The 13420-nt window shown below is 35.4% G+C and carries 11 protein-coding genes; 2 read left to right on the top strand and 9 right to left on the bottom strand.

The genetic code is table 11. From position 1 onward, the window contains the following. Positions 1 to 81: 81 nt before the first annotated feature. Together AC3Y25_RS02915 and flxA are read right to left on the bottom strand one after the other, a co-directional pair. A complete protein-coding gene (locus tag AC3Y25_RS02915) occupies positions 82 to 1302 on the bottom strand; it encodes a WG repeat-containing protein (RefSeq protein WP_489901674.1) in 1221 nt (406 codons plus the stop codon). A gap of 40 nt (positions 1303 to 1342) precedes the next feature. Beyond that, a complete protein-coding gene (flxA, locus tag AC3Y25_RS02910) occupies positions 1343 to 2863 on the bottom strand; it encodes a flexirubin biosynthesis tyrosine ammonia-lyase FlxA (RefSeq protein WP_489901673.1) in 1521 nt (506 codons plus the stop codon). Between the two features lie 101 nt (positions 2864 to 2964). Here flxA and AC3Y25_RS02905 point away from each other — a divergent pair, with 101 nt between their 5' ends. Then, entirely contained in the window at positions 2965 to 4215 is a 1251-nt protein-coding gene (locus AC3Y25_RS02905; RefSeq protein ID WP_201999146.1) for an NAD(P)/FAD-dependent oxidoreductase, read from the top strand. Positions 4216 to 4233: 18 nt separating this feature from the next. Here the strand turns inward: AC3Y25_RS02905 and AC3Y25_RS02900 are convergent, their stop codons facing one another. From AC3Y25_RS02900 to AC3Y25_RS02885, 4 genes are all read right to left on the bottom strand, one after another. After that, positions 4234 to 4569, bottom strand: coding sequence for an L-rhamnose mutarotase (locus tag AC3Y25_RS02900; protein WP_489901672.1), 336 nt, complete (start codon positions 4567 to 4569; stop codon positions 4234 to 4236). A gap of 4 nt (positions 4570 to 4573) precedes the next feature. After that, positions 4574 to 5431 carry a fumarylacetoacetate hydrolase family protein gene (locus AC3Y25_RS02895; protein WP_263523806.1) on the bottom strand — a complete coding sequence of 286 codons (858 nt, stop codon included), beginning with the start codon at positions 5429 to 5431 and terminating at the stop codon, positions 4574 to 4576. A 154-nt stretch (positions 5432 to 5585) separates the two neighbouring features. After that, a complete protein-coding gene (locus AC3Y25_RS02890; RefSeq protein WP_289879194.1) occupies positions 5586 to 6350 on the bottom strand; it encodes an SDR family NAD(P)-dependent oxidoreductase in 765 nt (254 codons plus the stop codon). Between the two features lie 37 nt (positions 6351 to 6387). Beyond that, positions 6388 to 8043, bottom strand: a complete 1656-nt coding sequence (locus AC3Y25_RS02885) for a UxaA family hydrolase (RefSeq protein WP_489901671.1) — start codon at positions 8041 to 8043, stop codon at positions 6388 to 6390. Between the two features lie 173 nt (positions 8044 to 8216). Here AC3Y25_RS02885 and AC3Y25_RS02880 point away from each other — a divergent pair, with 173 nt between their 5' ends. Further along, positions 8217 to 9107 (top strand): AraC family transcriptional regulator, encoded by an 891-nt coding sequence (locus tag AC3Y25_RS02880; protein WP_489901670.1) that lies wholly within the window; start codon positions 8217 to 8219, stop codon positions 9105 to 9107. Positions 9108 to 9359: 252 nt separating this feature from the next. Here AC3Y25_RS02880 and AC3Y25_RS02875 read toward each other — a convergent pair whose 3' ends face one another. The 3 genes from AC3Y25_RS02875 to AC3Y25_RS02865 form a co-directional block, all read right to left on the bottom strand. Beyond that, positions 9360 to 10139, bottom strand: a complete 780-nt coding sequence (locus AC3Y25_RS02875) for an L-fucose dehydrogenase (protein WP_057115557.1) — start codon at positions 10137 to 10139, stop codon at positions 9360 to 9362. A 272-nt stretch (positions 10140 to 10411) separates the two neighbouring features. Further along, a complete protein-coding gene (locus AC3Y25_RS02870; RefSeq protein ID WP_379795005.1) occupies positions 10412 to 12100 on the bottom strand; it encodes a sodium/sugar symporter in 1689 nt (562 codons plus the stop codon). A gap of 250 nt (positions 12101 to 12350) precedes the next feature. Then, positions 12351 to 13409, bottom strand: coding sequence for a UDP-glucose--hexose-1-phosphate uridylyltransferase (locus tag AC3Y25_RS02865; protein ID WP_095930661.1), 1059 nt, complete (start codon positions 13407 to 13409; stop codon positions 12351 to 12353). Between the last annotated feature and the right edge of the window lie 11 nt (positions 13410 to 13420).

The following is a 13420-nucleotide window of genomic DNA, read 5'->3' as shown; positions in this document are numbered from 1 at the left end:
ATTTTTATTCATCATAAATGAAACCGCTTTATAGAATGCGATTTCATTTATGCAAATGTCTAATTTATTTGGAGATAAATATTATTTCTTTTTTTTCGGTGCAGGCTTTGCTGCTGGTTTTGTCGCAGCTTTAGTTTCCTGTTTTGGTTTTTCAGCAAGAGCAGCTACTGGTTGTGGTTTTTCGGCACTTTTAGAAAACAGTTCAGCATTTTCAAACCATTGGTTGGCTAGAACGGTTCCGTCTGGTTTAAGAAATCCCCATTTTCCTTCATTTTTTACTCGGGCAACGCCATCAATAAATCCTTTGTCCTGTTGTACAAACATCGCAATAATAGCATTTGCAGTAATCCCGTATTGAGTTGGAATAACCAACTTTCCAGATTCATTTATAAATCCCCAATTGCTTTCTTTTACAGGAGCCAGACCGTTTGTACTAAAAACTTCTGCGTCGCTGTAAGTTGGTTCAATAACAAATTTTCCTTCTGGATTAATGAATCCCCATTTTTTTCCAACCAAGACTGGAGCTAAATTTTTTGAGAAAGCTTTTCCTTTATCATAAATAGGAAGAATGGCCCAATTTCCTTTTAAATCGATATAACCAATTTTTCCGTTTTTCTTAGCAAAAGTCAAATCCTGAGTTTCAAAATCCCAGATTTTTTCGGCTCCGTCAACCGGAATAAATTTTCCACCGCTTACCAATCCGAAAGTTTTATCTTTTTTAGCCCAAGTTGTTCCTTTAAAATAATTTCCTACTTCGGCATAAACTGGTTCAACCAATTCTTTTCCGTTAGTATCAATAATTCCCCAGTTTTTGTTCAGTTCTACTCTGGCGTAACCATTTTCAAAAGGTTTGATTTGATCGTATTTTGGTTCTAAAACAACATTCATTTTGTTGTTGATTAACCCCACTTTATTGTTTTGTCTGAAAAAAGCAACTCCGTCATTAAAATCAAATATTTTGTCTGTAGTTGGTCCTTTTTGGATTTCTCCTTTTGTGTTAATGTAAACCCAGTCTTTGTCTTTTTGTACAACTGCGATTCCGCTGTTAAAATCTTTAGCATCTTTAAAATCGGCTGGAATTATCCAAGTTCCTTTTGAGTCAATAAAGCCCCATTTTCCTCCATTTTCTACAGCGGCTAATCCTTCAGAAAAACTTCTGGCAGATTTGTATTGAGGTTCGATTTTAAAAGATCCATCTTTAGCGATATATCCAATTTTGGAATTTTTCTTTACTAATGCCAATTCTTGACTATTAACAAATTGAATGCAGCTTAGCAATAAAAAAACAAGTGACTTTTTCATGATTTTAAGATTCAATATTAATACTGTAAAATAAAGATTTTTAACTGTTGATCAAATAATCTTTTACTTTTTGAACAAAAGGATACATTACTTGGTCTTCCTTAAATTCTGGAATTATAGTTCTGATATCGTCATACCATTTTTTAGTTGTAGACGAAATTTGATCTTTTTGTTTCAAATAATCGATTGCCTGAACAATTGTGATTAATTCGATAGCCAACACTTCAAAAGAATTCTCAATTACTTTTGATGTAATCACTGCCGCATTAGTTCCCATGCTTACAATGTCTTGATTGTCATTGTTGTTTGGAATACTATGCACATACATTGGGTTAGACAGCATTTGGTTTTCGGCAGTTGTTGAAGTCGCAACGAATTGAACGCCCTGCATTCCGAAATTAAACCCTAATGTTCCTAAGTTTACAAATGGAGGAAGAATTTCGTTGATTTTTGAATTCAATAAATAATTCAATTGACGTTCTGCCAGCATCGTTAATTTGGTAATAACGATTTTCAATTTATCCATTTCTAGCGAAATATAATCTCCGTGGAAATTTCCGCCGTGGTAAACATGTTTGTTTTTTACGTCTATAATTGGGTTGTCGTTTGCCGAGTTAAATTCGTCTTCTAAAATAGAAGCTACATTATTTATAGTTTCTAAAACAGGCCCTAAAATTTGAGGAACACATCTTAGTGAATAATATTCCTGAACTTTTTCTTTGAAGATTTCTTCGGTGTTTTCGCCGGAATATAAATGATCTTCTCTTTTACGGATTAAAGTACTGTCAGAAAGATTTTGTCTCATTCTTTCGGCAACTTCTTGCTGTCCTTTATGACGTTTGGTTTGGTTTAATTCTGCTGAGAAATGATCATCATAAGCTTGAACCAATTCGTTAATTGCACAAGAAGCTTTTAACGACCAGTCTAATAATTTTTTAGAATAATGAACATTTACCACTCCAATTCCTGTCATTACAGAAGTTCCGTTGATTAATGCCAGACCTTCTCTAATTTCTACTTGAATTGGTTTTAAACCTTCAATTTCGAAAACTTCTGCCGTTGGGCGTCTATCTCCTTTATAAAAAACTTCTCCTTCGCCAATTAAAACCAAAGCTAAGTGTGATAATTGTACTAAGTCACCGCTGGCACCAACACCGCCGTGCTCAAAAATTAAAGGCGTAATATCTCTATTGATTAATTCTGCCATTAAATGAATAACAGAAGAATGAACTCCTGAATTTCCTAAAGAAAGGGTATTTAATCTTGCTAAAATTGCTGCTTTTGCGCACTCAGCATTTAAAGGTTTTCCAGTTCCGGAAGAGTGGCTTCTAATTAAGTTATATTGCAATTGAATTTGATCCGACTCCTTAATTCTATATTGAGCCATCGGGCCAAAGCCAGTATTTACTCCGTAGATTACTTTATTTCCTGAGAATTCTTTTAAGAAATTAAAACTTTCGTTTACTCGATTTTGAACCACATCGCTTATGGCAACTTTGTTTTTTCCAAAGATTATGGCTTCAAATTCTGCTAAACTTAGATATTCATTTATTGTATTCATTAAATCGATTTTGGTTGTGCTAATTTAATTTTATTTATCAAAATAAATGTAGTTATTTTGATGATGGCAAATGTAGGTTAATTAATGATAATAATTCTAATATGACAAAGGAGTTTGTTGATGTTTTAGTGATTGGTGCAGGACCGTCTGGATGTGTTTCGGCATCGTATCTTTTTAAAAACAACGTAAAGGTAAAAGTTGTAGAAAAAACGAAGTTCCCGAGACTTGTAGTAGGCGAAAGCCTTATTCCGCGAGTGATGGATCATTTTGCTGAAGCAGAATTGTTTGACGCCCTTGACGCGATGAACTTCGAAAAGAAATTAGGAGCTCGTTTTATCAGAGGTGAAGAAATCTGCAATTTTGATTTTAGTGTAAAATTTGGCGAAGGTTGGGATTGGACTTGGCAAGTTCCAAGAGCTGATTTTGACAATACAATGGCTCAGGAAATTGTTAGAAAAGGAATTGATCTGGAATTTGAAACTGAAGTTTTGGAAGTTTCTTTTGAAGGGAAAAATTCAAAAACTATTGTAAAAGATAAGGACGGAAACTTAAAAGAAATTCACGCTAAATTTATCATTGACTCGAGTGGTTACGGACGCGTTTTACCAAGACTTTTAGATCTGGATACGCCATCAAAACTAGATCCGCATTCTTCGATTTTTACCCATGTCAAAGATATTAATAGAGAAGAAGGAATAGAGGGAACTCAAATTTCATTTGACATTCTGGAAACTCAAGTTTGGCTTTGGGTAATTCCGTTTTCTAACGGAAATACAAGTTTAGGCGTTGTGGGTCCAACCGATTTTATCAATTCACTTTCTGAAAATAAAGACAATGCTGAGGCTCTTCGAAATGCCATTCAGAAATCGGATTATTATATTAAAAGATTTGCGGGAACAGAATTTTTATTTGAGCCAGTTAAATTAGAAAACTACTCAAGAGCCGTAAAAAGAATGTATGGTGACGGTTTTGCCTTAACGGGAAATAGTTCTGAATTCTTAGATCCAGTTTTCTCTTCGGGAGTTGCTTTTGCAACTGAATCTGGAATGTTGGCCGCAAAATTATATTTGAAAGAATCACAAGGAATTCCTGTTGATTGGGAAGTGGAATTCACGCAATATATGAAACGCGGAATTGCTGTTTTTACCACTTACGTTCAAGAATGGTACACAGGAAATTTACAGACGCTGTTTTTCCACCAACCTGAAAATCCAGATGTGAAAGAAAAAATATGTTCTGTATTAGCAGGATATGTTTGGAACGAAGAAAATCCTTTTGTCAAAAAACACGATCACGTAATAGCCAATATGGCGTATTTATTAAATATGCAAAAAGAACAAAGCCCTGAATAATCAGGGCTTTTTTTTGAATTATAATCCAAATATTTTATCCATTAAAATCCATTTTTGTCCCGGTTTTGCCCAAGGTAAAGCTTGTTGGAATTTCCACATTAAAGTTTCCCATTCCTGAACTTTTTCGTTTTCGGCATCGGCTTTGTCTTTTTTATCGAAAGTGAAATCGGCATCTGCCTCGATAATCATGAACAATCGGTTTCCCGTGCAATAAATGTCTAGAACTTCAATTCCAGAATCTTGAATGCTTTTTTTAATTTCTGGCCAGACATTTTCATGCAGTTCTTTATATTCTGCAATCAAATTGGCGTCGTCTTTTAAGTCTAAAGCCAGATAGAATTTTTGAGTTGCCATAATTTTAGTTTTGTTGATACGCTACAGCAGTTTGCTTGCTTGTACCTAAGCCTTCAATTCCTAATTCAATTACATCTCCCGCTTTAATGTAAATTGGATCTGGTTTGATTCCTAATCCAACTCCCGGAGGCGTTCCAGTACTAATTACATCACCAGGAAGCAATGTCATAAACTGGCTTAAGTAATGTACTAAAAATGGAATTTTAAAAATCAAGTTCGAAGTGTTACTGTTTTGGAATGTTTTTCCGTTTACAGTAAGCCACATTTTTAAGTTATTTACATCGCCCACTTCGTCCGGAGTTGCCATAATTGGCCCAAGAGGAGCGAACGTATCAGAACCTTTTCCTTTTGCCCATTGTCCGCCGCGCTCGATTTGGAATGCTCTTTCGCTGTAATCATTTAAAAGGCAGTATCCAGCAATATAATTTGGCGCATCTTCTTCAGAAACGTAGCTTGCTTTTTTACCAACAACAAATGCCAATTCTACTTCCCAGTCTGTTTTTTCACTGTTTTTTGGGATGATCAAATTATCATTTGGTCCGCATAAAGAAGTGGTTGATTTGAAGAAAATAATTGGTTCTTCTGGAATTGCTGCACCCGTTTCTTCGCAGTGATCTACATAATTTAATCCGATGCAGATAATTTTTGAAGGACGTGCAACAGGCGAACCTAAACGTACTGAATCGCTAACTTCTGGTAAAGATGGATTATTTTTTAAGGCTTCTTCTAATTTTGCTAAACCATCGTTTTCAAAAAAAGCTTCGTTGTAATCTGTTACAATAGACGAAACATCGTATCTTTTTTCATTTAGTAAAACTCCTGGTTTTTCCTTTCCTTCTTCTCCGAATCTAATAAGTTTCATATTTTAATTTTTTTAGTAATATGTGTTTTTTTTAGCCACGAATTCACGAATTTTTACAAATCATAATTTGTGAAATTCGCGGTTATTTTAATTCGCACAGATTTCACAAATTTTTTAATCTTTTTAATTCGTGAATTCGTGGCTATTTCCTTTTTTAGTTATTCAATTTAATAAAACCACCATCAATTGGGTAATCTGAACCTGTGATGAAAGAAGATTCGTCGCTGCACAAGAATAATGCTAAAGTTGCGATTTCTTCTGGTTTTCCCATACGGCCGATTGGCTGTGATTGAGAAAGTTTTTCGAAAATTTCTTCTTCTTTTCCAGGATAATTTTTAGCGATAAACCCGTCTACGAAAGGCGTGTGAACTCTCGCAGGAGAAATAGAATTACATCTAATTTTATCATTTAAATAATCTTTTGCAACCGATAAAGTCATTGCCATAACTGCTCCTTTTGCAGTAGAATAAGCAAAACGATCCGGAATACCAACCCAGCAAGCAATCGAAGCCAAGTTCAAAATCACACCTCCGCCAGAATTTCTTAATGCAGGAATAGAAGCGTGAAGACAGTTGTAAACTCCTTTTACGTTTACATTCATAATTCTGTCAAAATCAGATTCAGAAGTGGTGTCTACTTTTCCAACGTGAGCAATTCCAGCGTTGTTTACTAGAATATTAATGTTTCCGATTTTCTCGAAAGTTGAGTTTACTTGTTCATGGTTCGAAACGTCGCAAGCGTGAGCAAAAACATTTCCACCAGCTGATTTAATTTCTTCAACCGTTTCTTTTGCGCTTTCTTCAGTCAATTCTAAAATGTGGACTTCAGCTCCTTGTTTTGCAAATAAAACCGAAATCGCTCTTCCAATTCCGCTTCCACCGCCCGTGATAATTGCTTTTTTGTTTTGTAATGAAAACATTTGATATAAATTTTTATGAGTTGTTTTTAATAGTCTTTTACAAAGATACGCCGCGTTTCCACGGAATAAAATCGTCTTGGTTTAATTCAACCGCTTTCGGAATAATTTCGCCGCTTGCCGCTTTGATGCAGTATTCTAAAATTTCCTCGCCCATTTCTTCAATAGATTTTTCACCACTAATGATTGGTCCGCAGTCAATATCGATAATATCTTTCATTCTCGTTGCCAAAACAGAGTTTGTTGCCACTTTAATTACAGGACAAACAGGGTTTCCTGTCGGCGTTCCCAATCCAGTTGTAAATAAAATTAAAGTCGCTCCAGAAGCCGCTTTTCCAGTTGTTGCTTCAACGTCATTTCCTGGCGTGCAAACCAAACTTAAACCAGGTTTTGTAACTAGTTCTGTATAATCTAAAACATCTACAACAGGAGAAGTTCCGCCTTTTTTGGCCGCTCCAGCACTTTTGATTGCATCAGTAATTAATCCGTCTTTGATATTTCCCGGAGATGGATTCATGTGAAAACCAGAACCCACTTTATGAGCCAGTTCATCATAAGACTCCATTAAATCTATGAATTTTTTCGCCTTATCTTCCGTAATACATCTGTCGATTAAATTTTGCTCAGCACCGCATAATTCTGGAAATTCAGCCAAAAGAATTTTTCCGCCTAAAGCTACGACTAAATCGGAAGTATAACCCACAGCAGGATTTGCAGAAACACCGCTGAAACCATCGCTTCCTCCACATTTTACACCAATACATAAATCGCTTAAAGGTGCGTCAGTTCTTTCATATTTGTTGATTTCGATTAAACCTTCAAATGTTTTTTTGATGGCATTGGTAATCAAAACTTCTTCGCTTTCTGTCTGCTGTTGTTCAAAAATAAACAACGGTCTGTCAAACTCTGGATTTTGTCTTTTTACATCATTTACAAAATCCTGAACTTGTAAATGCTGGCATCCTAAACTCAAAAGTGTAATTCCTCCAACATTTGGATGATTCGCATAAGAAGCCAATAAAGCGCTCAAAGTTGAAGCATCTTGACGAGTTCCGCCGCAACCGCCTTGGTGATTTAAGAATTTAATTCCGTCTACATTTTCAAAAACACGTTTGTTTTTTGGAGTCGGATTTAATTCAATATTGATATCGTTAATGTCATTTCCGTTCAAATAACCTTCCAGTAATTCGTGCGTAAATTGGTTGTATTTGTCCGTTACAGCGTACCCCAATTGTTTATGCAACGCTTCTTTGATAACATCTAAATTTCTGTTTTCACAAAAAACAGTCGGGATAAAAAGCCAGTAATTTGCCGTTCCAACGCGTCCGTCTTTTCGTTTGTATCCTTTAAAAGTTCTGTTTTCAAATTTAGAAACATCTGGTGCATTCCATTCGTAAGAAGCATTTCTGTAAGCGTACGGATCAGCGGCATGTTTAAGGTTTTCAGTCGTCATTAAACTTCCTTTTGCCAAATCGTTTTGCACTTTTCCGACCAAAACACCGTACATATTTACTTCTTCTCCCTGCTTCATGTCCTGCATGTAGAATTTATGTTTGGCTTTGATGAGGTCTTGTAAAACGTAAGTTTCGTTTTCAAAAAGAATAGTTTCTCCTTTTTGTAAGTCGGTTAAAGCAACCAAGACGTTATCGTCAGGATGTAATTTTACAACCAGTTTTTTTGTGTTATTCTCAGACATTGTGTTGTTTGTTTTTTCTTTTTTTTTTGATGTCACTGCTTTGGTTTTATAACAATTTAATCCTTTGATTTTGTATAGAATTCGGGCAGTTAACGAAAAATAAAATTAGGGTTTTTACACATTGGTTAATAGTCTAATATTATCCGTATCTAATCTTTAATTATCTTTGCAGAATGAAATTGGAACAAACCAAAATAGCGTCTTATCTCAACACAAAAGTTTCGGTGCTGAATCGTATTGAACCTTTTTTTCAAGCGCCTTTTCATTCGCATCCGGAATTGGAATTGGTGTATGTAAAAGAGAGTTTCGGCAAGCGAATTATTGGAAATTCCGTTATGCCGTTTGAACCGGGAGATATGGTTTTTTTAGGTTCTGATATTCCGCATGTTTGGTTAAATGATGAGAAATATTATCATGGAATTGAGGATTTAAAAGCCAATTCGATTGTCGTATATTTTCATAAGGATATTTTCGGACCGACTTTTTACGAATTAAAAGAAACTCAAAAAATCAATGAACTTTTTTTTCAGGCAGGAAAAGGAATTTCGATTATCGGAAAAACCAATAAACAGATTGCGAAGAAACTAGAGAAGTTAGTTGCTAAAAAAGACTTCGAAGTCATTGTCGGGCTTTTTGAAATTTTATCTATTCTTTCCGAAAGTCAAGATACGATTTATATCAACGATGAAATTTATTCGTTGATGCAGAAGGATTCGAAAGTAGATCGTCTTTCGGAGGTTTTTCAATATGTCAACAAAAATTATAAAAAGAATATTTCCTTAGAAGAAATTGCTGCTGTCGCTAATATGACTCGGACTTCTTTCTGTAGAATGTTCAGAATAAAAACGAAAAAGAATTTTGTGGATTATCTGCATGAAATCCGAATTTCGAATGCCTGCAAATTGTTACTGGAAACCGATAAAAGCATGTCTGAAATTGCGTATGAATGCGGTTATAAAACGGCTTCAAACTTTAATAAACTCTTCAAAAAAGTTAAAGGAATTACGCCTTCTGATTTTAAAAATAATGCGAAGGTTAGTTTTGCCACAGATTTAAAGGATTAAAAGGATTTTTTACTTTTTGGGATTAATTTTTAAACACATAGAATCATAGTTTTTCTTTGTCTAAAAAGGCATTTCATTTATCTAAATTCACATAGCTCTATGTGTTCAAATCTAGATTTGTTTTTTACTCTTTTTATGGATTAAAAATTCTATGTTTCTATGTGTTTATTTTTTTTCACGCAGATTTAGCAGATCTAGCTGATTTTTCTAAAAAATCCTTTTAATCCTTTAAATCTGTGGCTAAAAAAAAAATTAAATAGAACGATCTAAATGCGTATAACCACCATCAACATAAATAATCTGTCCAGTGGTATGACTTGATTTTTCAGACAATAAGAAAACCACCATATTTGCGATTTCTTCAGCTGTTGTCATCCTGTTTTCTAACGGAATATTTTTGGTAATTGCAGCCAATTTTTCTTCTTTATTTTCAAAAGTATTGATCCAAGTTTCGTAAAGCGGTGTGTAACATTCTGCTACGATTACAGCGTTTACACGGATGCTGTATTTTAATAATTCAACAGCCCATTCTCTGGTTAAAGCATTTCTTCCGCCGTTTGATGCGGCGTAAGCCGAAGTTCCGCCTTGACCTGTTTCGGCAGTTTTAGAACCGATGTTTACAATTGCTCCTTTTGATTCTTTTAGATATGGAAGAGCGTGCTGTGCCATTAAATAATAATGCACTAAATTTTTGTGAAGCGAAGCAGCGAAATCTTCATAATTTCCGTTTTCTAATCCAACACCGTCATTAACTCCGGCATTGTTTACTAATCCGTCAATGCGGCCGAATTTTGCGATTACGGCTTCAACGGCTTTTTTACAGTCTTCAGGTTTTGTCAAATCGGCGGCAACTTGGTGCGCTTCTTTTCCAATGGCTTTTAATTCTTCTACGGCTTTGATGTTGTCATTTTCGTTACGTCCAACGATAAACGGAATGGCATTTTCTTCGGCCAGAACCTTAACGATTCCTAAACCGATTCCTTTTGCGCCTCCCGTAACGATAATGATTTTTTGGGTTAATGATAACTGCATGGTATTTATTATAATTTAAATTCTGTTTAATATTTTTTGCCACAGATTATAAAGATTAAAATGATTTTTAAAATCCAGTTTTGTCAGGCTGAGCGAAGTCGAAGCCCACGTCCAATTGGAGCGCCCTTCGACTCCGCCCAGGGTGACAAAATAAAGCGAATCATTTTAGTCCGTAACTTTTATTTCTATTTTAAAACTTTTTTAAAAATTTACAGCTGTTGTTCATGACAAACAACAGCTGTAAAGATAGAGAGAATAGAACTGATAATTTATTACCAGAACTTAACATAAAGCGCAGCAATAATCAATAATGTAATTACGATTAAGACTGTTGTCTGCGGTTTAACTTTAAACATTTCAGAATCAATTTCAAATGCTTTAGGGTTTACTTTTGGACCGGCGAAACTTATTAGAATCATGGCAATCATTGTAAATAAGAATGATAATCCCATACAGATATGGAACGGAATTTCGAAACCTCCTTTTCCGTTAGGGTAAGCTGTGTATAAAAGTGTATCGTTTCCAAATAAAGCCGGAGCGTATTCGTTGAATAAAACAGATAATAAGAATCCTAAAATTACACCAACAATTGCTGCTGTTCCAGTAGTTCTCTTCCAGAACATACCTAAGAAGAACATAGCAAAAACTCCAGGGCTAATAAATCCAGTGTATTTTTGGATGTAGGTAAATCCTCCAACGCCACCAATTCCTAAGACGTCATTCCATGTAAATAACACAGCTAAAAGCATGGCAACAAAAACGGCAAGACGCCCGATGTTCACCTGCTGTTTTTCACCTGCATCTTTCTGGATGTATTTTTTATGAACGTCTAATGTGTAGATTGTAGAAATACTGTTTACTTTTCCAGCTAAAGATGCTACAATTGCAGCAGTAAGAGCAGCAACAGAAAGACCTTTTAATCCAGTTGGAAGGAATGTTAATATAGCAGAATATGCCTCGTCTTTTACTCCTCCCTCCAATTGAGGTAAATGTCCGTTTGTATATAAAACGTAAGCAGCAATACCAGGTAACATTACGATAAGTGGCATTAATAATTTTAACATACCAGCGAATAAAATTCCTGTACGAGCGGTTTGTAGATCTGCTCCAAGTGCTCTTTGTGTAATGTATTGGTTACATCCCCAATAGTTTAAGTTGATGATCCAGATACCAGCAGCGTAAGATAACAATCCAGGGAAAGTTAAATATTTATCGATTTCAAGCTGAGAAGACGTCGCAGTTGGTTTCGGAATAATCATTTTAAAATGCTCTGGCGCCTCTCTCATCAAGACTTTGAAACCGGCAATTGCGTTTTGGCCAACACCAAAAGCTTCTGCAACTGTTGTTAAGGCAATATAAGAAGTTACTAAACCTCCTATAATTAATACAGCCACCTGAATAACGTCTGTATAAGCCACAACCTTCATTCCTCCAAGAGAAATAAACAAAGCAAAAATAGCCAATCCAAGCATAATTACGTGAAGATATTCTCCTCCCGCAAGTTTGTTAATCGCAACAGCTCCTAAGTATAAAATAGAAGTAAGGTTTACGAAAACATATAAAAACAGCCAGAATACAGCCATGATAAGTGCAGTAGATTCGTTGTAACGTGTTTTTAAGAATTGTGGCATCGTGTAAATCTTATTTTTAAGATATACAGGAATAAACCACACCGCGACAATAATAAGAGCAACGGCAGCAAGCCATTCGTAAGCAGCAACAGCAATTCCTAAGAAGAATCCTTCACCGCTCATTCCGATGAACTGTTCTGCAGAGATATTAGAAGCAATAAGAGAAGCTCCAATTGCCCACCAAGTTAAATTTCCTTCAGCCAAAAAGTAAGCTTTAGCGTCTTGTTCGTCTTGTTTACGTTTGCGGTAAACGGTGTAACCGTAGACCGAGACTACGATGAAATAAATAATAAAAACCGCATAGTCTGCGAAAGCGAGGTTTTGGTTCATTGTTAGTAGTATTTTAAATAATTATTATAGGGTTGTTTGTTTATGTGGTTTTAAATCTGTTTTTGTGTTGTTAAATCTTGTTAAAAATGCAAGATGTGTTTTATTTCTGTTATTTTTTTGCGAAAATAAAGCAGAAGCCAAATGTAAAATAAAAATTTAGAAATCAACTATTAGCAAATGTGTTTTTTACATTTATTCACTAAGAATTGTGTTAAATTTTTGGATTTGGATTAAGTGCAACACAAAACAGTTACGCTTTTACTAGGCTTTTGTAATGTACATCTGAAAGCTGTCTCAAAATTTCAGCACTTTTTTCAGGTGTAATATCACGTTGAGATTCGCCCAACATTTCATATCCGACCATGAATTTCTTTACCGTTGCAGATCTCAGCAAAGGCGGATAAAAATGCATGTGGAAATGCCATTCTGGATGGATTAAACCATCTGTTGGCGATTGGTGAATTCCTGACGAATATGGAAATGAAGTATTAAATAAATTGTCATACTTCGTTGTAAGTTGCTTTAAGATTTTCGCGAAAGCGGTACTTTCATCGGCAGTAAAATTGGTGATTTTGTTTACAGCTCTTTTGCTGATAATCATGGTTTCGTATGGCCAGATTGCCCAAAACGGAACCAATGCCACAAAATGATCATTTTCGATTACGATGCGATCGCCAGCTTTCAATTCGGCTTTTACATAATCTTCTAACAATGTTGTCTGATTTTTATCGTAGTACGATTTTAAGCTGTTTTGTGTTTTTTCAACCTGAGTTGGTAGAGAAGATTGTGCCCAAATTTGGCCGTGTGGGTGTGGGTTGCTGCAGCCCATAACACTTCCTTTGTTTTCAAAAATCTGAACGTGGTTGATGAATTTAATGTTTCCTAAATCGGTATATTCTTTCTGCCAAGTTCTAATGATGTTTTCAATATCGGCAATTTCCATTTCTGGAAGAGTCAGATCGTGTCTTGGCGAAAAGCAAACCACTCTCGAAATTCCTTGTTCTGGTTTTGCCTTAAAAAAAGTATGTTTAATATCATCTTCAAAAATGATTTCGTCCTGTTTCATGGCAGCAAAATCATTTTCAAAAACAAAACTGCTTTCGTATTGCGGATTATTCATTCCGTTGGCACGAACATTTCCTGGACACAAGTAACAAGTTGGGTCGTATTTAGGAAGTTCTTCAGTTGAAATAGTTTCATTTTGTCCTTGCCAAGGGCGTTTTGCACGGTGAGGTGAAACCAAGACCCATTCGTTAATTAATGGGTTGAAGCGTCTGTGCGGATCTTCGTTAATGTCAAAATTTTTCATTGTACAGTTGT

Source organism: Flavobacterium sp. LK-23 (genome assembly GCF_058135255.1).
This window is presented reverse-complemented; position numbering and strand designations above follow the sequence as displayed.

Bases quoted from the DNA above. Each gene is read 5' to 3' on its own strand.
- flxA (WP_489901673.1), bottom strand. From the start codon at position 2,863: ATGAATACAATAAATGAATATCTAAGTTTAGCAGAATTTGAAGCCATA.
- AC3Y25_RS02885 (WP_489901671.1), bottom strand. From the start codon at position 8,043: ATGTCTGAGAATAACACAAAAAAACTGGTTGTAAAATTACATCCTGAC.
- AC3Y25_RS02880 (WP_489901670.1), top strand. From the start codon at position 8,217: ATGAAATTGGAACAAACCAAAATAGCGTCTTATCTCAACACAAAAGTT.
- AC3Y25_RS02905 (WP_201999146.1), top strand. From the start codon at position 2,965: ATGACAAAGGAGTTTGTTGATGTTTTAGTGATTGGTGCAGGACCGTCT.
- AC3Y25_RS02895 (WP_263523806.1), bottom strand. From the start codon at position 5,431: ATGAAACTTATTAGATTCGGAGAAGAAGGAAAGGAAAAACCAGGAGTT.
- AC3Y25_RS02875 (WP_057115557.1), bottom strand. From the start codon at position 10,139: ATGCAGTTATCATTAACCCAAAAAATCATTATCGTTACGGGAGGCGCA.
- AC3Y25_RS02915 (WP_489901674.1), bottom strand. From the start codon at position 1,302: ATGAAAAAGTCACTTGTTTTTTTATTGCTAAGCTGCATTCAATTTGTT.
- AC3Y25_RS02865 (WP_095930661.1), bottom strand. From the start codon at position 13,409: ATGAAAAATTTTGACATTAACGAAGATCCGCACAGACGCTTCAACCCA.
- AC3Y25_RS02870 (WP_379795005.1), bottom strand. From the start codon at position 12,100: ATGAACCAAAACCTCGCTTTCGCAGACTATGCGGTTTTTATTATTTAT.
- AC3Y25_RS02900 (WP_489901672.1), bottom strand. From the start codon at position 4,569: ATGGCAACTCAAAAATTCTATCTGGCTTTAGACTTAAAAGACGACGCC.
- AC3Y25_RS02890 (WP_289879194.1), bottom strand. From the start codon at position 6,350: ATGTTTTCATTACAAAACAAAAAAGCAATTATCACGGGCGGTGGAAGC.